Here is a 20,864-nt window from a genome sequence, read left to right as displayed (position 1 = left end):
GGTTTGGGCTACCTGAAAGCCTAACCCCGGCCTGCATCGGCTGTGTTTTCAGGTAGCCCGCAACGTGATACAGAAAGGTTGATGAGATGAAACAACACAAACCGCAAACAGCAGACCCCGCCAAACCGCCTTATCCGTGGCGGGTGCCGATTATTTACGCCTTATTTGGCGGGCCGTTGGGGGCGTGGTTGTTGGCGGTTTACTTATGGTTGCAAAACGGCCGGCTTTCTCAAACCAGTTTTTCTGTAATCATCGGTGATATGTGGGAGATAACGTCGTTGGGATATGTTTTCGGCGGCATTCCCATGCTGCTTACCGGCTTGCTGTCGATGCGGCTACACTTGCGCCGTACGGTAAAAGGTATCGCTTGCATGGTGGCGATTGGGGCGGTGGTTTTGTTGTTATGGCTGGTGCTAATCCACTGGAATGTCAGTAAGCTATATCAGCGGCCGGAAGTAGCATTGATGAGGCTGGCGGTAGTTATGGTCTGCGGCGCGGCCAGTTCACTGGTTTTGTCGGTGTTCCTGCCCAAACCGCAGCCGCAATAAATCGGACATCCATATTCGGATCGCAGGCTACCTGAAGCCTAACCCCGGCCTGCATCGGCTGCATTTTCAGGTAGCCCGCAACGTGATACGGAAAGGGTAATGAAATGAAACAACACAAACCGCAAGCGGCAGACTCTGCCAAACCGCCTTACCCGTGGCGGGTACCGATTATTTACGCCCTATTCGGCGGGCCGTTGGGGATGTGGCTGCTGGCTTGTTACTACTTATGGCTGCAAAGCGACTGGCTTTCCCAAGCCGGTTTGGCTGAGGTGTTTGGCGCAATATGGGGGTTGGTGCTGTGGGGCTATGTGTTCGGCGGCATCCCCGCGCTGCTGAGCGGCCTGCTGGCTATGCGGTTGCGCCTGCACCGCACGACAAAAGGCGTGGCCTGCGCGGTGGTGGCGGGCGCGGTGCTGTCATTGTTATGGTTTGTGGTAATAAGCTGGGATGTCAGCACGTTGTATAGCCACCCGGAAACATTGTTGATGGAAATGCTGGTTATCATGAGCTGCGGCGCGGCCAGCTCGCTGGTTTTGTCGGTATTTCTGCCCAAACTGCAGCCGTAATAAATCGGTCGTCCTATGGTGAATTAACAAAAACCAGTACAGCGTTGCCTCGCCTTGCCGTACTATCTGTACTGTCTGCGGCTCGCCGCCTTGTCCTGATTTTTGTTAATTCACTATATATTCGGATAGCAGGCTACCTGAAAGCATGAGCCGCAATGAAATGAAGATTTTCAGGTAGCCTTTCCCTTGTTTCCCCGTTCACAAAAAAGCTTCCTAGGCCGCTCTGCCGCCGTCTTCCCGCCGCACTATGGCCAACCAACCGAATTTGCCGCGACGGCATTGTTTTGCCTTGCTGTGCTTCCGGGCGCTTTCGGCTTGCTGCTTCGTTGAAAGTTCGGTTGGTTGGCCATAAGCCGGACAAAAAGCTGCCTGAAAACGAATCCGCAGAAACTTGCGGCATCCGTTTTCAGGCGGCTTTTTGCGTTTAAAGGCGCGGCTGTTTACAGGCCGTGTACTTTAAAGCGGCCTTCAACCGGGGCGAACTGCTTGTCTGCGGCGGGTGCGGCGATACCGCCGAATACGAGCTGGGCGCGCAGGGTCCAGCTGGCGGGGATTTGCCATTGTTCGGCCACGGCTTGGTCGATGACGGGGTTGTAGTGTTGCAGGTTGGCGCCGATGCCGGCGGCGGCGAAGGTGGTCCACACGGCGTATTGGTGCATGGCGTCGGCGTGTTCGGCCCACACGGGGAAGTTGGCGGCGTAGGCGGGGAATTGCTCTTGCAGGCCGCGTACGACGGATTGGTCTTCAAAGAAAAGCACAGTGCCGGCTGCGGCGGCGAAGCCGGCCAGTTTTTGGGCGGTGGGCTCGAATTTGTCGGCAGGCACGATTTGGCGCAGGGCGGCTTCGGTGAGCTGCCAGAGTTTTTCGTGTTCGGCGCCGAACAGCACCACGATGCGGGTAGATTGGGAGTTGAAAGAGGAGGGGGTGTGCAGCACGGCGTGTTCTACGATGGCGGCCACTTCTTCGGCGGGCAGGGGCAGGTTTTTGTTGAGGGCGTACACGGAACGGCGGGTGCGGGCGGCTTCTTGTAGGATTTGATGGGTCATGATTTTTCCTTTCGGGTGTGCTGGATAATGTATAGTGAATTAAATTTAAACCAGTACAGCGTTGTCTCGCCTTGCCGTACTATCTGTACTGTCTGCGGCTCGACGCCTTGTCCTGATTTAAATTTAATTCACTATAATGTGCGGCAGTATAAGGGTTTTGCGGCGCGGGGTGGTAGCGCTTTGCGGCAAGATGGTGTTTCTTGCCGGGAAAAGATGGAGGGTGATTTTGCGGGAGATGATTTTCAGGTAGCCTGTATGGAAGGGGCTACCTGAAAATGGGGCTGGGTTTGCATGGTTTTAATCGCTGTGGTTTTGATCATCTTTGGCGATGGTGGTTTTTTGATTTGTTTGCTCTTGGGTACGCAGTTTCCATGCTGTATAGCGGATGGAGCGGATGACTACCCAGCCCCAGATAACGAATAGTGGGGGTGCCCAGTTGTATCTTATCCAGTCGGAAAAAGGGGTTCTTGGGGTTTGGTAGATAGCCATTATGCCCAAACATGAGGCAATTAAGGAAAAGATGTCTTTGATGCCATAAGGCATATATTTGGTTTTGGTGCATTCTTCCGGGAATAACGTTGCCGAAAAAAAATATTTGATTAACAGATAGAGTGATAAAACAAATGCAATGGGAGGGCCAATCATAAACACCCAAAATATCATGATACGCATGAGGTCGTCAGGATCTACAGCAAAGGCAAGGGGTGCAATCCAGATAAGCAGGAAATTAGCGGCGGCAGCAGCAAAAGAGATGAGGGTTGTGGCAACGATTGCTAGGCCATACCCAAAAGACTGAAGGGCAGAATAAGAACCGGATTGCTTCATTTTTCGCTCCACAAAATTTAAAGGCTACCTGAAAACCAAACCAAGGTTTTCAGGTAGCCTTCATCTTACTGTGCCCTTAGAAAATCTGCCACACGAAGAAAATCAAGGTGTGCAGGATAAACAGCGGCACGAGGATGCCGAACGACCAGGCCATGTAGCCGAAGAAGCCGGGCATGGGCACTTTGCGCTGTTCGGCGATGGCTTTCACCATGAAGTTGGGGGCGTTGCCGATGTAGCTGAGCGCGCCCATGAACACGGAGCCCATGGATACGGCCAGCAGGGTGTGGAACAGGTGGCCGTTCATCAGGGTGTGCGCATCGCCGCCGGCCATGTTGAAGAACACGAGGTAGGTGGGGGCGTTGTCCAAAAAGGCGGAGAGCATGCCGGTCATCCAGAAATACATGGCGTTGATCGGGTTGCCGGAAGCGTCGTGCACCAGGGAAATCAGCGGGGCAAACGCGCCGTGTTCGCCGGCTTGCAGCATGGCCAATACGGGGGCGATGGTGATGAAGATGCCGAGGAAGAGTTTGCCCACTTCGGCAATCGGGCCCCAGTTGAATTCGTTTCCGGCGCGCACCTGTTTGGGGGTGATGACGAGGGAAGTAACGGCCAGCGCCACCAAAATCAGGTCGCGGGCGAGGTTTGGCAGGGCATAGTGCGTGCCGAGGATTTCAAAGCCGGGGTGTGCGGGCTGCCAAATGCCGGACATCATCACGGCTGACACCACGCCGCCCAGGAGCAGGAAGTTCCATTTGCCCATGAGCTTGATTTTTTCGGGCGGGCTGTCGGGGCTCGGGTCGCGCGGCAGGATTTCGTCGGCTTGGGCGAAGTATTTGCTGTCGAGGATGTAGAACACGGTGAGCAGCACGGCGGCGCTAATCAGCACGGGCGGCAGCATGTGTTGTACCGTCCACAGGAAATCCACGCCTTTGAGGAAGCCGAGGAAGAGTGGCGGATCGCCCAGCGGGGTGAGGCCGCCGCCGATATTGGCTACGAGGAAGATGAAGAAAATCACCACATGCACGCGGTGCTTGCGGTTGTCGTTGGCTTTGAGGATGGGGCGGATCATCAGCATGGCGGCGCCGGTGGTGCCCATCACGGAGGCCAGGAGCGTACCGATGGCGAGCAGCGCGGTGTTCATGCGCGGGCTGCCGTGCAGATTGCCCCACACGAGGATGCCGCCGGAGATGGTGTAGAGCGCCCATAGCAGCAAAATGAAGGGGATGTATTCGGCCACCAGGGCGTGTACCAGCACATGCAGGCTGGTGGAGAAGCCGTACACGAGGGTAAAGGGGATGAGGAAGGCCAGTGTCCAGCCGGCGGTGATTTTGCCGAAGTGGTGGTGCCAAATATGGGCGAAAAACAGCGGGCCGGTGGCGATGGAGAGCAGAATCAGCACGAAGGGAATGCCCCAGGGCAGGCTCAGCTCGGCGCCGTTGAGCCCACCGGCCAGCGCGGGAAGCGGCAGGGCGAGCAGCGGCAGGAGGAGGGCGGTTCGGATACGCATCGGGTTTCCTTATTGGCAGGTGGTCACAAATAAAATATTTCAGCCGGACGGGTTATTCCGGCTGCTTTGCCGTGCCGATTGTAAATGAAAGCGGGCGGTGTGTCAGTATGTGTTATCCGATGATGCGGCAGGCTACCTGAAAACGGCGGGGCGTTTGGTTGCGCCGGCAGGGGAGGCACATCGGTGGCCAATGTCCTGTCGGCCGCTTTTCGGGTTTAGGGGCTACCTGAAAAATACGCTTGGGCGGGGGCAAACAGATTTTCAGGTAGCCCGCCGCACAACGGGGCTACCTGAAACCTGTCCGCCCGCTGTGCTACAATCCCGCCCTTGAATCGAACTGCCGCAAACCCGCCATGACCAAGAAAAAACCGAAAACCTTTGAAGAAGCCGTGAGCCGGCTGGAAGCCATCAACCAAGCCATGCAGGCCAGCGATATGCCGCTGGAAGACGCGCTGGCCGCCTATCAGGAAGGCAGCGAACTGGTGCGTTTCTGTCAAGCGCGGCTGGCCGAAGTGGAGCAGAAGCTGCAAGTGCTGGATTCCGGCGTGGAACGCGAGCTGGTGTTGGAACAAGATGAATAAATCCGATAATTGGCAACAACGCGCCCGCGCCCAAGCCGAACTCGTGCTGGAGCGTGTGCTGCCCGCAGAAAACAGCCTGCCGCAGCGGCTGCACCAAGCCATGCGCTATGCCGTGCTCGGCGGCGGCAAACGGCTGCGCCCGCTGCTGGTGCTGGCTGCCGCCGAATTGGGGCAATCTGAAGCCGCCGCTACCGAAGCCGCCCTGGCCGCCGTGGAGCTGGTGCACGTTTATTCCCTGGTGCACGACGACATGCCCGCCATGGACAACGACAGCCTGCGCCGCGGCAAACCCACCTGCCACGTCCAATACGACGAAGCCACCGCCCTCTTGGTGGGCGATGCGCTGCAAACCCTCGCTTTCGACGTGCTCAGCCGCCCCAACGGCCTGCCCGCGCCGCGGCAGCTGCAAATGGTGCACACTCTCGCCCGCGCTTCCGGCAGCCTCGGCATGGCCGGCGGGCAGGCCATCGATTTGCAATCCGTGGGGCAGCGCATCGGCCAGGCCGAATTGGAAACCATGCACCGCCTGAAAACCGGCGCCCTGATCCGCGCCGCCGTGGCTCTGGGTGCGCTAAGCTGCCCCGATTTGGACGATGCCGCCCTGGCGCGGCTCGACGACTACGCCGCCAAACTCGGCCTTGCCTTCCAAGTGATCGACGATGTGCTCGATTGCGAGGCTGACACCGCCACCTTGGGCAAAACCGCCGGTAAAGACCAAGAAGCCGACAAACCCACCTATGTCAAACTCATGGGGCTGAACGCCGCCCGCGACTATGCCGAACGGCTCGTGGCCGAAGCGCAGCAGGCCTTGTCCGGCTTCGACGCCCGCGCCGACCGCCTGCGCCAACTGGCCGCCTTCGTTACCGAACGGCGAAACTAAGGGGTTGCCGGCCGAAAAAGAGAAAGGCTACCTGAAAACCTGCTGACAGGATTTCAGGTAGCCTTTAATCTGGCGTCAAACCGTGGGGCGGATACTGATATCCGACAAAAACGTTATGCTGAGAATATCGGGTTCGAGAATCCGACCCGGCTTCTGCAATTTGGGGCTACCTGAAAAATCGGTGTGACCTTTTTTGTTTTCAGGTAGCCTGAAACAGCACGGGCTAACTGCCTGCCGATTGCTCAAGCCCCGACGTATCGATCTACGCTGTGCGTTGTTGATCGACTATAAAAAAGGCTACCTGAAACCTTGCTTCGCTCGTTTTCAGGTAGCCTTCCGTTATGCTTCAACGTTACCGGCGCAACGCTTCGGGTTACCAGTAACCCATCACTTTCCACCAAACGCCGCCGATAACCACGAAGACGGCGAGGTTGACCACGCTCATGATGAAGCCTGCTTTCCACCATTCGCCCAGGGTGGTGTAGCCGGAGCCGAAAATCACGGGGGAGGTGCCGGTGGCGTAGTGGGTGAGGGTCATCATGATGCTGGAAGAGGAGGCCAGCAGCAGGGCGTAGAGCATGGGGGGCGCACCCAAGGCCAGGCCGGCGGCATAGAAGGCGCTGAGCATGGCGGTGATGTGGGCGGTGGTGCTGGCGAAGATGTAGTGGGCATACATATAGGCCAGAAGCAGCAGGGTTACCGCGCCAACCCAGCCCATGCCCATGCCGCCGATGCCGCTTTCCAAGAGTTTGGAGAGCCAGGCAATCAGGCCGAGTTTGTTGAGGAAGGTGGCCATCATCACCAGGGCGGAGAACCAGGTAACGGTGTCCCATGCGCCTTTTTCAGTCAGGACATCCTGCCAGGTGAGTACGCCGCTGAGCAGCAGTAGGGAGAGTCCGAGGAAGGCGGTGGTGGTGGGGTTGACGGCGTAGGCTTTGCCGAAAATCATGGCCGGAATGCCTGCCCACAGCAGCAGCAGGATGGCAAAAATCGCCAGCATGATTTTCTCGCCGCGGTTCATCGGCCCCAACTCTTGCAGCTTGTCTTTGGCAAACTGGGAAGCGTTCGGGGTTTCTTTGATTTCGGGCGGGAAGAAGAAATACAGCACCAGCGGCATCAGGAACATGGCTGCTAGGCCGGGCACAAGCATGGCAATGGCCCAAGTGCCCCAGCTCAGGTGGATATCGGAGTTGGTGGCTTTGGCAATCAGATCCACGATCAGCGGGTTGGGCGCGGTGGCGGTGATGAACATGGCGGAGGTAATCGGATTGCTGTGGTAGTTTACCAAGGCCAGGTATTTGCCGATGCGGCTTTGCGTGCCTTTTTCCGGGTCGGAATCGAAGCTGCCCGCAATGGATTTCATAATCGGGTGGATGATGCCGCCGCCGCGCGCAGTATTGCTGGGCGTTACCGGGGCGAGAATCAGCTCGGAAATGGCTAGGCTGTAGCCGATGCCCAGCGTTTTCTTGCCGAACAAGGAGATAAAGTAGTAGCCGATACGCGAGCCCAAACCGGTTTTCAAGATGCCGCGCGAAATCATGATGGAAATACCGATGAGCCAAATCAGCGGGTCGCCGAAGGAGCTCAGCGCGTCTTTAATGGCCACGGTGGCCGGGTTTTTGATCGGGTTGCCTTCGGGATCAAGCTCGGGCACGGTTACCTTGGTAATGGCCACCAGCATAATGGCGAGAATCGACAGTGCGCCGATGGGCATGGCTTTGCCGATGATGGCGGCAATCACGCCCACAAACAGCGCCAACAGATGCCAGGCATTGGGGGTAACGCCCTGCGGCACGGGGATGACAAACCAAATCAACAGCGTGAGCACAACGGCCACCGCCATCGGTATGGGTTTAAACCCGAGTTTGTTGTCCATTTCCTACTCCTTAATTCAAGTTGATGAAAGTACTGCAACCAATGAATTGTCTAGCGCATTTTAGCAGTTTTTTACGCGAACAGAAGGAATTTACTTTTCTAGAATTTATCGGAAATACAATGGATTGTTGAAATGAAACGAATGCGCTGGCCTCGAGGCGGCGCAAAATGGCAAAGGCTACCTGAAAATCGGCGGGGATTTTCAGGTAGCCTTGATTCGGGGTTGGCTGTTATAGCTGTTCTTTTTTTACGGCAGCCAGGGCGCGGGCGAGGTTGTAGGCCAGTACGTCGTCCACTAGGCGGGGCACTTCGTCTAAGAAGGCCTGCTGCATATTCTGCACCATCAGCGCGGTTTGCCGCTGAAGCGCGGTTTTCACCATGCCGGATACGGCATCGGCCAGATGCGGGCGCAGTTTTTCGGCCAGGCGTTCGAGCAGGACTTGCTCGCTCAGGCAGAGGATTTTGTGTTGCAGATTGCCGGGCAGGGCATAGGCATTGAGCAGCACCACTTTCTCGGCAGCGGCGGCCAGCGCGGCGGTGCCGGGCTCGGCTTGGGCATCGTATTCGGGCTGTGCGGCCGCCTCGGCGGCAGCTTCGATTTGTTCGGCCACGTCTTGATCGGGCGTTACCGTGGGCTGTGCGCCGCCCAGCCACACGGTGGCCTGCTCGACCACTGGCTCGTCGCGGCCGACGCGCAGGGAGTTTTGGGCGGCCAGCCAGTCTTCTTGAAACAGGATTTGCGGATTATTCAGCTCGGCTTCGGAGCTGGCGGTTTGCAGGTTGTGCTGTTGCTGCCAATGTTGGAGATAGGCTTGATAGGCTTGTTTTTGTTCGTCCAGGCTCAGGCGGCGGTGGCGGCTGCCGCTGAGCGCGCTGGGGCGCGTGCCGGTGCTGGCGGGTTGTGGGGCAGGTTCTGCCACGGGCGCGGGTGCGGGCGTGTGAAGCGGTGCGGTGCGGGGTTCGGCAATAGGCGCGGCGGCCGGGGCAGGCGTTGGGTTGGGCTCGGCCACCAAGGTATCGTATAGGAGGGCAGCCGAAGGGTGGCGGTTGGATTGGGCGGCAGGCGGTTGTTGTGCCTGTTTGGCCAGATGGCGGCGTTTTTGTTGCAGGCGTTCCAGGCCTTTTTCCCAATCTTCGGTGTCTGATGCGGTGGATTGCGGGGAGGAGGTGTCGTCGTTGAGGGTGAAAACCAGATTATCTTGCGCTTGGGTCATGGTGGTTTTTCCGAGGAGGGGTTTGCTTGGTATTGGCTGTTTCAGGTAGCCTTTGATTGCTCGCCGTGAGGCTACCTGAAAACGTAACGGATGATATTATTTCATATAAATATGCTTCTGTGGGTGGCGGCTGTCCAAGCGCCGGGCTTGAGCTTATAATCCGCCCCGTTGCCCGGCAGCGTGGCCTGGGGCGGAAAGGAAGAAGGTTATGGAAGAAATTAATCAGAGAATCAGCTATTTGGAAGAGAGTTGCGAGGCTTTGCGCGTGCAAAACCTGGTGTTGGGTAGCGCGCTGAAAAGCCTGCTGCGCAGCCTGCCGCCGGAGATGGCGCAAGATGTGTTGGAGGCAGTGCGCGCGGGGTTTGACGATGAATTAGCGCGGCTGGAATATGCCGACAGCGCACAAAGCGAGCTGTTCCACGATGCAACTTATGCCTTTTTTGGCGAGAAGAATTACTGACTAAATCAGATGCCACGAATCAGAGTTTAATCACGATAAGGCGGCTGGCCGCAGATAGTACAGTCGGGCCAATGCAGTATCGGTTTAAATTTCGTTTGCTAAAACACAGGAGAAAATCATGCACACACTTTGCAAACTGCCCTTTTTCGGCGTGGCGGAAGCGAGCGGCGCGGATGCCGCCGAATTTCTGCACAGCCAGCTTTCCAACCACATTTTGGATTTGCAGCCGGGCGAGGCTTGTTTCGCCACCTACAATTCGCCGCGCGGTCGGGTGTTGGCCAATATGCTGGTGTTGCGCCGTGCCGACCGTTTCTTGCTGGTGATGGCGGCGGATTTGCTGGAAGCCACGATAAAGCGGCTGCGGATGTTTGTGCTGCGCAGCAAAACGGTGTTCCACACCGACAGTGCCTGGCAGGTGTACGGCCAAAGCGGCGCGGATACGGGCGCGGATGCCGCCGCGCTCAAATTTGCCGCCGAGGAAGGCGATAACGGGCTGATTACGCTGGTTTTGGCCGGTGGTAACCGCATGGTGCTCAGCCCGGCGCCACTGCCCGATGCCGACTGCCCTGCCGCTGCCGAAGCCTGGCAGGCCGCCGAAATTCTGCAGGGGCGGCCGTGGATTTCACAGCCCACCGCAGAAAGTTGTGTGGCGCAAATGTTGAATCAGCACCTGCTCGGCGGCGTGCATTTCAAAAAAGGCTGCTATCCGGGGCAGGAAATCATCGCCCGTGCGCAATATCGCGGCCAAGTGCGGCGCGGCATGGCGGTGTGCTGCAGCGCCCAGCCTGTAGCCGTGGGCAGCAAGGTGGAAGCCGATGGCGAGGAAGTGGGCATTGTGATCAACAGCGCGGCGCATGATGAGGCTTTCGTGTTGCTGGCGGTTATCAAACACGGCGCGGCAGGCAAGGCCTTGCAGGCCGGCGGGCAGGCTTTGCAAACGCTGAAGTTGTTGTTTGAAACGGAAGCGGATGAATGAGATAGCCGCCTGCCGGATTAAAGCGTAATAAGAAACAGGCTACCTGAAAAAGTTTCAGGTAGCCTGTTGTATTGCTGCTTGGCTGAATTCCACAGCAAAAGCAGTTCAGCCAGATTGATTAAGGCGCGATTTTCCGTGTGCCGAAAGCGCCGGTGTACTCACCTGGTTTGTAGTAGGTGCCGCCCATTTCATCGGCATGGCCGCCATAGAAGTGGCCGCTGAATTTCGCGCCAGAGTTGGCCGTGCCGCTAAAGCTGTTACCGGAAATGATGCCGTTATCCAACACAACGGCTGTGTTGTTGGGAGTAAGCGTGCCGCTGATGGTGCGGTTGCCGAAATTAACATTGAAGTTGGCCGCGCCGCTTTCAATCTGGGCATTGGTTTGGTTAGACACTGGGGCGTGAACGGCATAACCGGAGTAGGTAAATGTGCCGCTGGTAGGCATGTCGTTGGCTGAGGTTACGATGCCTTGTGAGAACATGTAGCCCTGAGCACCCGTTCCTTCGCGGACATAGCCATAGCTGGATTGCGTCATAATTTGGCCTACATGCGCGGTGTTTCCTGCTTGTAGATCAAGCAGGCCGAGGGCAGACACACCAGGAGGGATAATGAACAGTTCTTGGCCATCTACCTTCAGAGTGCCAAAGTATTGCTGGGTAAAGGACAGAGCCTGCTCACTGATGCGCTGATAGCCGTTGGACGACAGGGTAATGGCTTTGCCGGTACGCTGATTAGCGGGAGGGGGTGGAGGATTGCCGCCGCCCGGGTTGGGGTCGTCGGGATTAATCGGACTGTTGGGGTTGGGGCTGTTGCGGCCGTTGTCGATCGGGCTGCCGCCGCCACTGCTGCCGCAGGCGGCTAAGCCAAGGGCGGTGATGGCGATGGCCAGTAGGGTTTGTGCTTTCATTATTATTCCTTGTGTTGAGAAGGTTCTCGGCCTGCTGACCGGGTATCGCGTGCAGCGATGGTTGGCTGGCATGGCTTGGAGAACGTGAGATAACAAAGGGCGCGATTCTAGCATAAATATGGGGTTGGCCCAATTCAGTCGGCTTGCGTGCTCATTAGGCGCAGGGCTTTCAGGTAGCCTTGCCGGCTGGTGATGAGGCCGATGAATTCGCCGTTGGCGGCGTAGATGCGTAGGGGGGTGTTTTCGGGCAGCTCCGGCGGGGCAACAGGGGTTTGGCCGAAGCGCAGGGCGCGGATGGTTTGTTCGCTGGCGGTGTACTGCGGCAGATGTTGCACCAATGCATCACAGGGCAGCAGTAGGGCGTCGCGCTGCGCTTCGCTGAGCGCGGCAAGGCTTTCGATGCTGTGGCTGTGTTCGATTTGGAAGCCGGCGGTGGCGGTACGGCGCAGGGCGGTGAGGTGGGCCAGGGTGTGGGCACTTTTGGCAATGTCTTCGGCGAGGGTGCGGATGTAGGTGCCTTTGCTGCATTGCACGCTGATTTGGGCTTCGGGGAATTGGAAGCGGAGGATTTGGATGTCGTGGATATGGATGTTGCGGGGCTGGCGTTGGATATCGATGCCTTGGCGGGCGTATTGGTAGAGGGGTTTGCCTTGGTGCTTGAGGGCGGAATACATGGGGGGCAGCTGCTGCTGTGCGCCGAGGTGCTGCTGGCAGGCTAACTGAAAGTCGGGTTGGCTGATTTCGGTGTGGCTGGTGGCGGTGATGCTGCCTTCGGCATCGCCGGTGTCGGTGGCTTGACCGAGTCGGAGGGTGGCGATGTAGGCTTTGTCGGCATCGAGCAGATATTGGGCGAATTTGGTGGCTTGGCCGAAGCAGACGGGAAGCAGGCCGGTGGCCAGCGGATCGAGCACGCCGGTGTGGCCGGCTTTTTCGGCACGGTAGAGGCGGCGGGCTTGCTGGAGGGCGCTGTTGCTGGAGAGGCCGGTGGCTTTGTCGAGCAGGAGGACGCCGTCGAGGGGGCGTTTTTGGGGTTTCATGGTGTGGATTATTGATTGATTATTTGGTGGTTTATTTTTCAGGTAGCCTTTCTGCGGGGGAAGGCTACCTGAAAATATTGTGCTGTCTATTCAGCGAGCAGTTGGTCGGCTAGGCGGTACACTTCGGCGAAGTCGGGCTCGCCCACATAGGTTTTGACGATGCGGCCGTTTTTGTCCACCAGAAAGGAGGTGGGGGCGGCGATGACTTGGTAGGCCTGCTGGGTATGGCCTTGTGCGTCGTGGAGCACGGTGAAGGGCAGGCGGTGGGTTTGGGCGTAGGTTTGCACCACGGGCAGGGGGTCTCTGGGCACGGGGATGGATATGGCAATGATTTGGAAGTTTTTGCCTTGGTAATCTTGGTGCATCCGGATGAGTTTGGGCATTTCGGTTGCGCAGGCTGGGCAGGAGGGAAACCAGAAGTTGATGAGGGTAACTTTGCCTTGCAGGGTGATGTGGTTCACGGTTTGGCCTTGCAGGTTTGGCAGGGCGAAGTCGGGTGCGATTTGACGTTTGGGAGATAAGAGGATGTAGCCGGCGGCGGCGAGCACGGCCAGCAGGAGGAGGGTGCCGATGTGTTTTTTCATGGGGCGGGTTCTGCGGGGTTGGATGGGATATGGGCGGCAATGGCTTGCTGCAGTTCTGTGGGGAAGCGGATGGCGCGGCCGGTGGTTTGGTCGATGAGCATGAAGCTGACGCGGGCTTCGGCGAGGATGCGCGGGCTGCCGGTTTTGCGGATGGTTTGGCTGATCACGGCTTGGCGTGCACCGGTTTGGGCAAAGGCGGTTTCGATATCGAGCCGATCGCCGAGGAGGGCGGCGCGGCGGTAGTGGATGTCGATGTGGACGATGGCCATGCCGTAGCGGCTGTTGCGGAAGAATTCGGCCAGCCCGTTGTGGTCGAAATAGTCCCAGCGGGCTTCTTCGAGGAATTCGAGATAGCGGGCGTTGTTGACGTGGCGGTATACGTCGAGGTGGTAGCCGCGTACGGTGAGGTAGGTGTGGTGTGGCATGGCGGGGATGGAAATGGCCGGCGTGCGGGCTGCCGGCCGTTGGTTTTACAGGGGTTGGAAGGGTTCGCGCTCTACTTCGCGGGCGGACAAATCGCAGACGATGGGGGAGAGCTGGATGTCGAACCATTCGGCGAAGATGTCGGGGTGCAAATCGGGCCATTGGCTTTCGTCTTCGCACCAGTCGGCCAGCTCGGCGGCGAAAATGGTGTCGATTTGGGGTTTGATTTCCGCCCACACTTCTTCGCCGTCATCGCAGGGGTTGGTGAGGTAGGCGTTGGCGTTGTTTTGCAGGTCTTCGAGGGCGAGGTCGCCGAGTTCGGCGCCGGGCAGGGCGGTGAGCCAGTTCCAAAACGGCTGTAGCGGCACCAGCCGGAATACGCTGCGGTTGATTTCGTACATGATGCGCTCCTTTGATGAGGCGGTGGGGGAAGGGTTTCAGGTAGCCTTTGCTGCTTGCGGAAAGGCTACCTGAAAATCGGAAGGGCGGCAATTTTAGCGGCTGAGGATTTCTTCGTGGATGGTATTGGGGGCGGGGCGGCTGTTGTTTTCTTGGTCTGCCGGGGCGGCTGGTTCGGTATTGGCCGGAGCAGGAGCTTCAGCGGGGGCGGTGCTGTTTGCCTCAGGTTCGGCAGGCGGCGGGGCGGCGGTGGCCGGTTCGGCGGCAGGTTGCCCGGTGGCGGCTGAGGTTGCGGATTCGCTGCCGGTGTTGCCGCCGCCTTCTTCAAAGCTGGGCACGTAGTCGTCTTCGCTGCCGGGCAGGGTGGTGCCGGTTTGTTTGGCGCGGGCGGACATGTAGGCATCGCGGATGAAGGCGTAGCGGTCGAGTGCGACTTGGTTGACGCCGTCGGTGAGTTCGAGCAGGTTGGCGCGGGTGTCGAGGGCTTTCACGCCGGTGGCGGCCCAGTAACCGGCGCCGTTACCGAGGGCGAATTTTTCGGGGGAGTAAACGCTGACGATGGTGTTGCCCAAGGCATCGCGCACGGTGCTGGGGCCGAGCAGGGGGTAGACGAAGTAGTTGCTGTTTTTCCAGCCCCAGCTGGCGAAGGTGTCGCCGAGGGTGTTTTTGTTGTTGGGCATTTGGGCGGCTCCGGCGATGTCGATAAGGCCGCCGAAGCCGAAGGTGGTGTTGATGCCCACGCGCACAAGGTCGGTGCTGGCTTTGGAAATGTTGAGCCGCAACAGGTTGCTGCCCACGCTCACGATGTCGCGCAGGTTGTTGAAAAAGTTGCCGATGCCGCTGCGCACGGGTTTGGGGGTAACGGTGCGGTAGCCGCGTGCGGCGGGGGCGAGGAAATAGCGGTCGATGCGGTCGTTTACGCCGAACATGAAGCGGTTGTAGCCTTCATAGGGGTCGTAGGCGACGCTTTCGGCCAGGGCATTGCCGGAGAGGCCGATGGTGAGCAGGGTGAGGGTGAGCAGTTTTTTCATGATGTTATCCAGCCGCCTACTTCATACAATTCGGCCAAGGCAGCCACGCCGGCGGGCAGGCCGCGGAACACCCAGGCGGCTTCGGGGCGGCTGCGTTTGGCGGCGGCCATGAGGGAAATGCAGACGGAATCGGCTTGGCTTACGCCGGAGAAATCGATTGCGGGGGCAGGGCTGTTTTTCAGGTAGCCCAATTGTTGGCAATAGGCGCGAAACAGCGGGGCGGTTACCGTGGAAACGGTTACTTCCCCACTGAGGTACACGGTTTCATCGCGGCATTCGCTGTGCATGGGTTCAGCTGCCGTTTTTGCTGCGCAGCTCTTGAATCAGGCCGTCGATGCCTTTTTGCGCGATGGTGTTGTTGAATTGGCTGCGGTATACGGTTACCAAGCTGGCACCTTCTACGGCCACGTTATACACGCGGTATTTGCCGCCGCTTTGGTACATGGTGTAATCCATGGTTACCGGTTTGCCGCCGGCGGGAGTGATGTCGGCGGTGACGATAACGCTGTTGCCGCGCTGAACGGCATTTTCGCGGATAACCACGTTGGCGTTGCGGTATTGCAGCATGGTGCCGGCATAGGTGCGGATGAGCAGGGTTTTAAACTGCTCGGTGAGCGCGGCTTTCTGCGCCGGGGTGGCGTTGCGCCAGTTGGCGCCTACGGCCAGTTCGGTCATGCGGGTGAAGTCGAAATAGGGGATGGCGTAGTTTTCGGCCTGACGGCGAACTTGCACATCGTTGTTGTTTTTGGCGTTTTTCAAGATGTTCAGCACTTGGGTGCTGTTCTGCTTGAGCTGTGCCACGGCCTGCTGCGGCGTGGCGAAGGCCAGGCCGATGCTCATGATGCCGATGCTCAGGGCGGCGGTGAATGCGGATTTTTTCATTGGTGTTTCCTTTCCGGTTGAAAAATGAAAATGTTGCGGTGTGTTTATTGCGTTGTGCCGTTTTTTTCTACGGTGTTGGTCATGAATTTGCCAATCAACTGCTCCAGCACGAGGGCGGAGCTGGTGATTTCGATGGTATCACCGTTTTTCAGTTCGGTTTCCTCCGCGCCCTGCTGCAGGCCGATGTATTGTTCGCCCAACAGGCCGGAAGTGAGGATTTCGGCGGAAACGTCGGTGCTGAAGCGGTATTGGCTGTCGATATCCAGGCTGACTTTGGCACGGTAGGTTTTCGGGTCGAGCTGGATGGAGGATACCCTGCCCACCACCACGCCGGAAGCCTTCACCGGGGCTTTTACCTTCAAGCCGCCGATGTCGGTAAAGCTGGCGGAAACGGTGTAGGACGAATGGCGGGAAACCGTTTGCCCGCCAGCCACGCGCAGCGATAAAAATACCACAGCGGCAATGCCCAAGGCCACAAAAACGCCGACCCAAAGTTCTAAAGTGCTTCTTTTCATAATCCGGTTATCCGATAAACATGATGGCGGTTAAAACAAAATCCAAGGCCAAAACGGTGAGCGCGCTGCTCACCACGGTGCGGGTGCTGGCCCGCAGGATGCCTTCCGGCGTGCTGCGGCAGTGGAAGCCCTGATACACGGCAATCAGCGAAATGGCCACGCCGAACACCACCGATTTAATCAGCCCGTTCACCACATCGTAGCCCACATCGATATTCGCCTGCATCTGCGACCAGAAAATGCCGCCATCCAAGCCCAGATAGCGCACGCCGATAAGATAGGCGCCGTAAATGCCGGCTACATTGCAGATGGAAGCCAGCAGCGGCATGGAAATCACGCCTGCCCAAAAGCGCGGCACCACCACGCGGGCAACGGGATCGACCGCCATCACCTTCATCGCCTCCAGCTGCTCGGTGGTTTTCATTAGGCCGATTTCGCTGGTCATCGCACCGCCGGCGCTGCTGGCAAACAGAATGCCGGCCAGCACCGGCCCCAGTTCGCGCAACAGCGATGCGGCCACCATATAGCCCAAAATATCGGCCGATTTGAATTTGGCCAGCTGCGTGTAGCCCTGCAAACCCAATACCATGCCCACAAACAGCCCGGATACGGCAATGATGATGATGGAGAGCACACCGGTGAAATACATTTGGCGGATGCCCAGCCGCAGGCGCGGCAGCAGTGTGCCGGAGCGCGCCAGCACGGCAAACAGGAATAGGGTGGTTTTGCCCAGTTCCTGCAGGAAATCCAGCGTTTTCGCGCCTAGGGTTCGGAAAAAATTCATATTGGTTTTGCCGTGGTGCGGTTTCAGGTAGCCTGATTATACGGAAACGGCGTGTTGCAAGGCTTCTTCTATGCTTTCTTCGTGATCAACGGCATAAGCCAGGAAACCGGCAGTTTTCGGAATTTGCGCAAATACGTCGCTGCCAGCAAATTCGCGTACCGTTTCGCGGCACATGGTGCGGAATTCACCAATCAGGGCAAACCATTCGTCAATGTTGCCGCCGTCTATTTGTCCGTGGATATGATCGATTTCGTCTTCTTCTATAAAGGTAAAGGTGTCGAAACATTGATACTGCCAGTTGCCGGTATTGTAGCGGTATTCTCGGATGTCTTCTTCCGAACTGTAGTATTCGGGAAATTCGGCCCGGCTGCGGCTTAGGCCTTCTTGGAAGAATTCTTCGCTGTTCAGGCACAGACTGACTTGTCCGTATTCGGTATTGCAGTCGTAGGTGAAAGCATAAAAAGTTTCGCTGGGGTGTTCGGCTAGGAAGGCGGCAGTTTTTTCGCAGGTAAATTGCAGTAGCTGCCGTTGGATTTTGGTTTTTTCTTCCGCATTCCATTTATTCCAGATCATGTTCGCTCCTTAATGATTGTGTTGCAGTAGGGTTTGCCGTATATCGCGTTCGGCTGGATAGCGGAAGGCGACCGGGCCGTTGGGCAGGCCGTTGATGAATTGGGTAATCCACGGCGAATCGAGGCTGCGCATTTCTTCCGGGCTACCTGAAAACAGGATTTCGCCGTGGGCAAGGAAAATCACTTGGTCGGCAATCTGCAGCGAGTGCGGCACGTCGTGTGTAACCATCATGCTGGTGGAGCGCAGGGCGCGGTTGATTTTGCTGATCAAGTCGGCAATCACGCCCAGCGAAATCGGGTCGAGGCCGGTGAATGGCTCGTCATACAGCATCAGCGCGGGGTCGAGGGCGATGGTACGCGCCAAGGCAACGCGGCGGGACATGCCGCCGGATAACTCGTCCGGCATCAGGTTTTCCGTGCCGTGCAGGCCGACGGCATTGAGCTTCAGGCGCACCAAATCGCGGATGATTTCTTCGGGTAGATCGGTTTGCTCGCGCAGCGGGAAAGCCACGTTCTCGTATACGGATAAATCGGTAAACAGTGCGCCGAATTGGAACAGTACGCCCATATTGCGCCGGTGTTGGTGCAGTTCTTTGGCGTTGAATGCGGCGAGGTCGCGGCCGTTAATCAGTACGCGGCCGGCAGTAGGCGCGATTTGGCCGGTAATCAGGCGCAGCAGGGTGGTTTTGCCACTGCCGGAACCGCCCATCACGGCGGCAAACGTGCCTTGGGCTACCTGAAAACTAACGTTGTTCAGGATAGGGCGTTCGCCGTAGGCAAAGGCGACGTTTTGCATTTCGATAAAGGGTGTGGCCATGGGCGGCAGTGGTTGGGTTTACATACAAGGTTGTCGATTATAGGGAAAAAGCACACTGTGCTCAATGATTTTGCTGGGGGTGTAGTTGAGTGCCGATTGGAAGTGTTGTAGATTTTTTCAGGTAGCCTTTATGTTTCAAAAAGTAATTTTGCATCATTGAGATAGACTGGAGTGAAGGCTACCTGAAAATTTTAAGGCTGCTGCACGAAGGGACGGATTTTCAGGTAGCCTTTGTGCCTGATAGTGTGCGGCTATGATGGCGTGCGGTGGTGTTGCCAGTGTTCGGCCATATCGAGGGCGGTTTGGATAGCAGTGAGCAGGCTGCCGTGGTCGGCGCGGCCGGTACCGGCTAGGTCGAGGGCGGTGCCGTGATCGACTGAGGTACGGATGAAGGGCAGGCCGAGGGTAATGTTCACGCCTTGGCCAAAGGAGGCGTATTTGAGTACGGGCAGGCCTTGGTCGTGATACATGGCGAGCACGGCGTCGGCATCTTTGAGCAGGAAGGGTTGAAACAGGGTGTCGGCGGGATAGGGGCCGCGTACGTCGAGGCCTTGCTCTCGCAGGGATTGTAATTCGGGTTCAATGATTTGAATCTCTTCCCAGCCGAGATGACCTTGTTCGCCGGCATGGGGGTTGAGCCCGGCCACGAGGATGGTGGGTTTGGCGATGCCGAATTTGGTTTGCAGGTCGGTGTGCAAAATGTGCAACACGGAGTGCAACAGCGGGCGGGTGATGGCGGCGGGGATGTCTTTGAGGGGGAGGTGGGTGGTGGCGAGGGCAACGCGCAGGCCGTTGCCGGCCAGCATCATGACGACTTGTTCAGTGTGGCTGATGGCAGCGAGGTATTCGGTGTGGCCGCTGAAAGGGATGCCGGCATCGTTGATGATGCCTTTGTGCAACGGGGCGGTCACCATGCCGGCAAATTCGCCTTGGCAGATGCCGCTATAGGCGCGGTCGAGCAGGGAGAGTACGTAGTGGGCATTGGCGGAGTTGAGTTGGCCGGGGTGGCAGGGGGCGGCGAGGGGGATGTGTAAAACTTCTAGTGTACCAGGGGTGGGCGGATGGTTGGGATAGTAGTCGGCAAGGGGGACGTTGTAGCCGAGTTGCCGGGCACGTTCGGCGAGGAGTTGTTTGTCGGCTAAGACAACACAGCGGCAGGGCAAAGTCTGCTGAGCTAAAGTAAGGCAGATATCGGGGCCTATGCCGGCAGGTTCGCCGGAGGTGATGGCTAGGATAGGGATGGCGGGCATGGTGAGGCTACCTGAAAAATAAAGATGGTAGGATTATAGCAGTTGGTGGCTAGCAGATTTTTAATGGCGGATAATGCTTGTGTGCTAAATGAGGTGTTAGCCAGGATAATTTGATTGAGCAAAATAAAAGGATGCTACCTGAAGTAGCATCCTGAGATTTGGCTGGCCGTTAATTATTCGTCGGCGCCAGTGTAGGGGCGTACGTTAACGGTTTTACGGTTGTGTATGCCTTTTACGGTAAATTCTACGTAGCCGTCCACTTTGGCAAACAGGGTATGGTCTTTACCCATGCCTACGTTGTTGCCTGCATGGAACTTGGTGCCGCGCTGGCGAACGATGATGGAACCGGCAGGAATCAGCTCGTTGCCGTAGGCTTTCACGCCCAGGCGTTTGGCTTCTGAATCGCGGCCGTTGCGGGTGCTGCCGCCTGCTTTTTTACTTGCCATGTTTGATACTCCTGAATTAGGTTAAAAACTTAGGCGATGGCCACGATTTCAATTTGGGTGAAATTTTGGCGGTGGCCTTGGCGTTTTTGATAGTGTTTACGGCGGCGCATTTTAAAAATGCGGATTTTTTCGCCGCGGCCATGAGCCACTACCTTGGCTGTTACTTTTGCGCCTTCAATAAAAGGTGCGCCTACTCTTACAGACTCGCCGTCAGCAATCATCAAAACTTCAGTCAGTTCGATTTGGCTGTCGAGTTCGGCAGGTATCTGTTCTACTTTCAATTTTTCGCCAACAGCAACTTTGTATTGTTTGCCGCCGGTTTTTATGACCGCGTACATACTCAACTCCATGTGGGGTTATAAGGATTAATTTATCTGGTGTTCGATAACGCCTAGAACACAAGAACTGCGCATTCTATTGCATCTGTGGTTATCTTGTCAAAAGGTTATTTTCCGTTTGTAGTCTGATGACTGTGTTGTTGTCGGTAAAGAGTGGGTCAAAATATATTTGACAAAATTTTTTTGGAGGCGTATAGTTCGCATCTTCGCTGTTCCTTACAGCACAATTTACTTTTCGCTTGCTATTTGCAGTTGTGGTTGTGTTTATGTGTTAGTTCGGTTCAGCAGCTCTTTAACAATCAGATTACCGATAAGTGTGGGTGTTTTACACCTGCACTGTTGAGAAGAAGACAAGACGATGTTTGACATTGTTCTGTCGGTTTCTTTGAAGCAGACCAGAA

General features: G+C 57.2%; 25 protein-coding genes and 2 pseudogenes. 6 read left to right on the top strand and 21 right to left on the bottom strand.

The window, feature by feature from the left end; all coding sequences use genetic code 11:
• Window positions 1-86 precede the first annotated feature (86 nt).
• On the top strand, window positions 87-548 hold the full coding sequence (locus tag A7Q00_RS00730; protein WP_064088747.1) for a hypothetical protein: 462 nt from the start codon (window positions 87-89) through the stop codon (window positions 546-548).
• A 104-nt stretch (window positions 549-652) separates the two neighbouring features.
• On the top strand, window positions 653-1,114 hold the full coding sequence (locus A7Q00_RS00725) for a hypothetical protein (RefSeq protein WP_064088746.1): 462 nt from the start codon (window positions 653-655) through the stop codon (window positions 1,112-1,114).
• Window positions 1,115-1,554: 440 nt separating this feature from the next.
• Here the strand turns inward: A7Q00_RS00725 and A7Q00_RS00720 are convergent, their stop codons facing one another.
• The 4 genes and pseudogenes from A7Q00_RS00720 to A7Q00_RS00710 all read right to left on the bottom strand — a co-directional run bounded on the left by A7Q00_RS00720 (window position 1,555) and on the right by A7Q00_RS00710 (window position 4,492).
• Window positions 1,555-2,160 carry a nitroreductase family protein gene (locus A7Q00_RS00720; RefSeq protein ID WP_064088745.1) on the bottom strand — a complete coding sequence of 202 codons (606 nt, stop codon included), beginning with the start codon at window positions 2,158-2,160 and terminating at the stop codon, window positions 1,555-1,557.
• Between the two features lie 14 nt (window positions 2,161-2,174).
• Window positions 2,175-2,296: pseudogene (locus A7Q00_RS13175) on the bottom strand (IS5/IS1182 family transposase); the annotation flags it as partial.
• A gap of 161 nt (window positions 2,297-2,457) precedes the next feature.
• Window positions 2,458-2,985 (bottom strand): hypothetical protein, encoded by a 528-nt coding sequence (locus A7Q00_RS00715; RefSeq protein WP_064088744.1) that lies wholly within the window; start codon window positions 2,983-2,985, stop codon window positions 2,458-2,460.
• A gap of 76 nt (window positions 2,986-3,061) precedes the next feature.
• Entirely contained in the window at window positions 3,062-4,492 is a 1,431-nt protein-coding gene (locus A7Q00_RS00710; RefSeq protein WP_064088743.1) for a sodium:proton antiporter, read from the bottom strand.
• A gap of 353 nt (window positions 4,493-4,845) precedes the next feature.
• Between A7Q00_RS00710 and A7Q00_RS00705 the strand changes: the two genes are divergently transcribed.
• Both A7Q00_RS00705 and A7Q00_RS00700 read left to right on the top strand, forming a co-directional pair.
• Window positions 4,846-5,073: an exodeoxyribonuclease VII small subunit gene (locus A7Q00_RS00705; RefSeq protein ID WP_003823446.1), complete on the top strand. Its 228-nt coding sequence runs from the start codon at window positions 4,846-4,848 to the stop codon at window positions 5,071-5,073.
• Complete coding sequence (locus A7Q00_RS00700; RefSeq protein WP_064088742.1) at window positions 5,066-5,953, top strand: polyprenyl synthetase family protein; 888 nt, start codon at window positions 5,066-5,068, stop codon at window positions 5,951-5,953. The genes A7Q00_RS00705 and A7Q00_RS00700 overlap by 8 nt, the downstream gene beginning before the upstream one ends.
• 373 nt (window positions 5,954-6,326) lie before the next feature.
• On the opposite strand, the gene A7Q00_RS00695 is transcribed toward A7Q00_RS00700, so the two are convergent.
• The gene (locus A7Q00_RS00695) at window positions 6,327-7,829 is read right to left on the bottom strand and encodes a DASS family sodium-coupled anion symporter (protein ID WP_064088741.1); all 1,503 of its coding nucleotides are present in this window, start codon (window positions 7,827-7,829) and stop codon (window positions 6,327-6,329) included.
• Between the two features lie 229 nt (window positions 7,830-8,058).
• Window positions 8,059-9,042: a hypothetical protein gene (locus tag A7Q00_RS00690; RefSeq protein ID WP_064088740.1), complete on the bottom strand. Its 984-nt coding sequence runs from the start codon at window positions 9,040-9,042 to the stop codon at window positions 8,059-8,061.
• A 208-nt stretch (window positions 9,043-9,250) separates the two neighbouring features.
• Between A7Q00_RS00690 and A7Q00_RS00685 the strand changes: the two genes are divergently transcribed.
• Both A7Q00_RS00685 and ygfZ read left to right on the top strand, forming a co-directional pair.
• Window positions 9,251-9,502: an NGO1151 family protein gene (locus A7Q00_RS00685; protein ID WP_064088739.1), complete on the top strand. Its 252-nt coding sequence runs from the start codon at window positions 9,251-9,253 to the stop codon at window positions 9,500-9,502.
• Window positions 9,503-9,620: 118 nt separating this feature from the next.
• Entirely contained in the window at window positions 9,621-10,478 is an 858-nt protein-coding gene (gene ygfZ / locus A7Q00_RS00680; protein WP_082887679.1) for a CAF17-like 4Fe-4S cluster assembly/insertion protein YgfZ, read from the top strand.
• A gap of 118 nt (window positions 10,479-10,596) precedes the next feature.
• Here ygfZ and A7Q00_RS00675 read toward each other — a convergent pair whose 3' ends face one another.
• From A7Q00_RS00675 to rplU, 15 genes and pseudogenes are all read right to left on the bottom strand, one after another.
• Window positions 10,597-11,385, bottom strand: coding sequence for a Slam-dependent surface lipoprotein (locus A7Q00_RS00675; RefSeq protein ID WP_064088737.1), 789 nt, complete (start codon window positions 11,383-11,385; stop codon window positions 10,597-10,599).
• A gap of 134 nt (window positions 11,386-11,519) precedes the next feature.
• Window positions 11,520-12,422, bottom strand: a complete 903-nt coding sequence (gene truB, locus A7Q00_RS00670; protein WP_064088736.1) for a tRNA pseudouridine(55) synthase TruB — start codon at window positions 12,420-12,422, stop codon at window positions 11,520-11,522.
• A gap of 86 nt (window positions 12,423-12,508) precedes the next feature.
• A complete protein-coding gene (locus A7Q00_RS00665; protein WP_064088735.1) occupies window positions 12,509-13,006 on the bottom strand; it encodes a peroxiredoxin family protein in 498 nt (165 codons plus the stop codon).
• Complete coding sequence (locus tag A7Q00_RS00660; RefSeq protein ID WP_064088734.1) at window positions 13,003-13,431, bottom strand: acyl-CoA thioesterase; 429 nt, start codon at window positions 13,429-13,431, stop codon at window positions 13,003-13,005. Before A7Q00_RS00660 ends, A7Q00_RS00665 begins: the two co-directional genes overlap by 4 nt.
• 45 nt (window positions 13,432-13,476) lie before the next feature.
• The gene (locus tag A7Q00_RS00655) at window positions 13,477-13,830 is read right to left on the bottom strand and encodes a hypothetical protein (RefSeq protein WP_064088733.1); all 354 of its coding nucleotides are present in this window, start codon (window positions 13,828-13,830) and stop codon (window positions 13,477-13,479) included.
• A 246-nt stretch (window positions 13,831-14,076) separates the two neighbouring features.
• A pseudogene (locus A7Q00_RS00650) lies at window positions 14,077-14,859 on the bottom strand (MlaA family lipoprotein); the annotation flags it as partial.
• Complete coding sequence (locus A7Q00_RS00645) at window positions 14,856-15,146, bottom strand: STAS domain-containing protein (RefSeq protein ID WP_064088731.1); 291 nt, start codon at window positions 15,144-15,146, stop codon at window positions 14,856-14,858. The pseudogene A7Q00_RS00650 and the gene A7Q00_RS00645, both read right to left, overlap by 4 nt.
• A gap of 4 nt (window positions 15,147-15,150) precedes the next feature.
• Window positions 15,151-15,741 (bottom strand): MlaC/ttg2D family ABC transporter substrate-binding protein, encoded by a 591-nt coding sequence (locus A7Q00_RS00640; protein ID WP_064088730.1) that lies wholly within the window; start codon window positions 15,739-15,741, stop codon window positions 15,151-15,153.
• Window positions 15,742-15,785: 44 nt separating this feature from the next.
• Window positions 15,786-16,256: an outer membrane lipid asymmetry maintenance protein MlaD gene (gene mlaD / locus A7Q00_RS00635; RefSeq protein ID WP_064088729.1), complete on the bottom strand. Its 471-nt coding sequence runs from the start codon at window positions 16,254-16,256 to the stop codon at window positions 15,786-15,788.
• A 7-nt stretch (window positions 16,257-16,263) separates the two neighbouring features.
• Complete coding sequence (gene mlaE / locus A7Q00_RS00630; RefSeq protein ID WP_023887833.1) at window positions 16,264-17,040, bottom strand: lipid asymmetry maintenance ABC transporter permease subunit MlaE; 777 nt, start codon at window positions 17,038-17,040, stop codon at window positions 16,264-16,266.
• A 36-nt stretch (window positions 17,041-17,076) separates the two neighbouring features.
• Window positions 17,077-17,613 carry a DUF4303 domain-containing protein gene (locus tag A7Q00_RS00625; protein ID WP_064088728.1) on the bottom strand — a complete coding sequence of 179 codons (537 nt, stop codon included), beginning with the start codon at window positions 17,611-17,613 and terminating at the stop codon, window positions 17,077-17,079.
• A 9-nt stretch (window positions 17,614-17,622) separates the two neighbouring features.
• Entirely contained in the window at window positions 17,623-18,429 is an 807-nt protein-coding gene (locus A7Q00_RS00620; protein WP_064088727.1) for an ABC transporter ATP-binding protein, read from the bottom strand.
• Between the two features lie 251 nt (window positions 18,430-18,680).
• A complete protein-coding gene (gene pdxA / locus A7Q00_RS00615) occupies window positions 18,681-19,679 on the bottom strand; it encodes a 4-hydroxythreonine-4-phosphate dehydrogenase PdxA (RefSeq protein WP_064088726.1) in 999 nt (332 codons plus the stop codon).
• Window positions 19,680-19,852: 173 nt separating this feature from the next.
• Entirely contained in the window at window positions 19,853-20,125 is a 273-nt protein-coding gene (gene rpmA / locus A7Q00_RS00610; RefSeq protein WP_064088725.1) for a 50S ribosomal protein L27, read from the bottom strand.
• Between the two features lie 29 nt (window positions 20,126-20,154).
• A complete protein-coding gene (gene rplU, locus A7Q00_RS00605; RefSeq protein WP_156503675.1) occupies window positions 20,155-20,463 on the bottom strand; it encodes a 50S ribosomal protein L21 in 309 nt (102 codons plus the stop codon).
• Window positions 20,464-20,864: the final 401 nt, after the last annotated feature.

The organism is Eikenella halliae (assembly GCF_001648475.1).
Lineage (GTDB): Bacteria > Pseudomonadota > Gammaproteobacteria > Burkholderiales > Neisseriaceae > Eikenella > Eikenella halliae.
The sequence above is the reverse complement of the archived record's forward strand: the minus strand, read 5'-3'. Positions and strand labels throughout refer to the sequence as shown.

What these genes read in the sequence shown, in the direction of transcription:
- pdxA (WP_064088726.1), bottom strand. Translation starts at nt 19,679, where the DNA reads ATGCCCGCCATCCCTATCCTAGCCATCACCTCCGGCGAACCTGCCGGC.
- rpmA (WP_064088725.1), bottom strand. Translation starts at nt 20,125, where the DNA reads ATGGCAAGTAAAAAAGCAGGCGGCAGCACCCGCAACGGCCGCGATTCA.
- A7Q00_RS00655 (WP_064088733.1), bottom strand. Translation starts at nt 13,830, where the DNA reads ATGTACGAAATCAACCGCAGCGTATTCCGGCTGGTGCCGCTACAGCCG.
- ygfZ (WP_082887679.1), top strand. Translation starts at nt 9,621, where the DNA reads ATGCACACACTTTGCAAACTGCCCTTTTTCGGCGTGGCGGAAGCGAGC.
- A7Q00_RS00660 (WP_064088734.1), bottom strand. Translation starts at nt 13,431, where the DNA reads ATGCCACACCACACCTACCTCACCGTACGCGGCTACCACCTCGACGTA.
- A7Q00_RS00710 (WP_064088743.1), bottom strand. Translation starts at nt 4,492, where the DNA reads ATGCGTATCCGAACCGCCCTCCTCCTGCCGCTGCTCGCCCTGCCGCTT.
- A7Q00_RS00665 (WP_064088735.1), bottom strand. Translation starts at nt 13,006, where the DNA reads ATGAAAAAACACATCGGCACCCTCCTCCTGCTGGCCGTGCTCGCCGCC.
- rplU (WP_156503675.1), bottom strand. Translation starts at nt 20,463, where the DNA reads ATGTACGCGGTCATAAAAACCGGCGGCAAACAATACAAAGTTGCTGTT.
- A7Q00_RS00690 (WP_064088740.1), bottom strand. Translation starts at nt 9,042, where the DNA reads ATGACCCAAGCGCAAGATAATCTGGTTTTCACCCTCAACGACGACACC.
- A7Q00_RS00695 (WP_064088741.1), bottom strand. Translation starts at nt 7,829, where the DNA reads ATGGACAACAAACTCGGGTTTAAACCCATACCGATGGCGGTGGCCGTT.
- A7Q00_RS00645 (WP_064088731.1), bottom strand. Translation starts at nt 15,146, where the DNA reads ATGCACAGCGAATGCCGCGATGAAACCGTGTACCTCAGTGGGGAAGTA.
- A7Q00_RS00675 (WP_064088737.1), bottom strand. Translation starts at nt 11,385, where the DNA reads ATGAAAGCACAAACCCTACTGGCCATCGCCATCACCGCCCTTGGCTTA.
- truB (WP_064088736.1), bottom strand. Translation starts at nt 12,422, where the DNA reads ATGAAACCCCAAAAACGCCCCCTCGACGGCGTCCTCCTGCTCGACAAA.
- A7Q00_RS00715 (WP_064088744.1), bottom strand. Translation starts at nt 2,985, where the DNA reads ATGAAGCAATCCGGTTCTTATTCTGCCCTTCAGTCTTTTGGGTATGGC.
- A7Q00_RS00640 (WP_064088730.1), bottom strand. Translation starts at nt 15,741, where the DNA reads ATGAAAAAATCCGCATTCACCGCCGCCCTGAGCATCGGCATCATGAGC.
- A7Q00_RS00720 (WP_064088745.1), bottom strand. Translation starts at nt 2,160, where the DNA reads ATGACCCATCAAATCCTACAAGAAGCCGCCCGCACCCGCCGTTCCGTG.
- A7Q00_RS00725 (WP_064088746.1), top strand. Translation starts at nt 653, where the DNA reads ATGAAACAACACAAACCGCAAGCGGCAGACTCTGCCAAACCGCCTTAC.
- mlaD (WP_064088729.1), bottom strand. Translation starts at nt 16,256, where the DNA reads ATGAAAAGAAGCACTTTAGAACTTTGGGTCGGCGTTTTTGTGGCCTTG.
- A7Q00_RS00705 (WP_003823446.1), top strand. Translation starts at nt 4,846, where the DNA reads ATGACCAAGAAAAAACCGAAAACCTTTGAAGAAGCCGTGAGCCGGCTG.
- A7Q00_RS00625 (WP_064088728.1), bottom strand. Translation starts at nt 17,613, where the DNA reads ATGATCTGGAATAAATGGAATGCGGAAGAAAAAACCAAAATCCAACGG.
- mlaE (WP_023887833.1), bottom strand. Translation starts at nt 17,040, where the DNA reads ATGAATTTTTTCCGAACCCTAGGCGCGAAAACGCTGGATTTCCTGCAG.
- A7Q00_RS00620 (WP_064088727.1), bottom strand. Translation starts at nt 18,429, where the DNA reads ATGGCCACACCCTTTATCGAAATGCAAAACGTCGCCTTTGCCTACGGC.
- A7Q00_RS00730 (WP_064088747.1), top strand. Translation starts at nt 87, where the DNA reads ATGAAACAACACAAACCGCAAACAGCAGACCCCGCCAAACCGCCTTAT.
- A7Q00_RS00700 (WP_064088742.1), top strand. Translation starts at nt 5,066, where the DNA reads ATGAATAAATCCGATAATTGGCAACAACGCGCCCGCGCCCAAGCCGAA.
- A7Q00_RS00685 (WP_064088739.1), top strand. Translation starts at nt 9,251, where the DNA reads ATGGAAGAAATTAATCAGAGAATCAGCTATTTGGAAGAGAGTTGCGAG.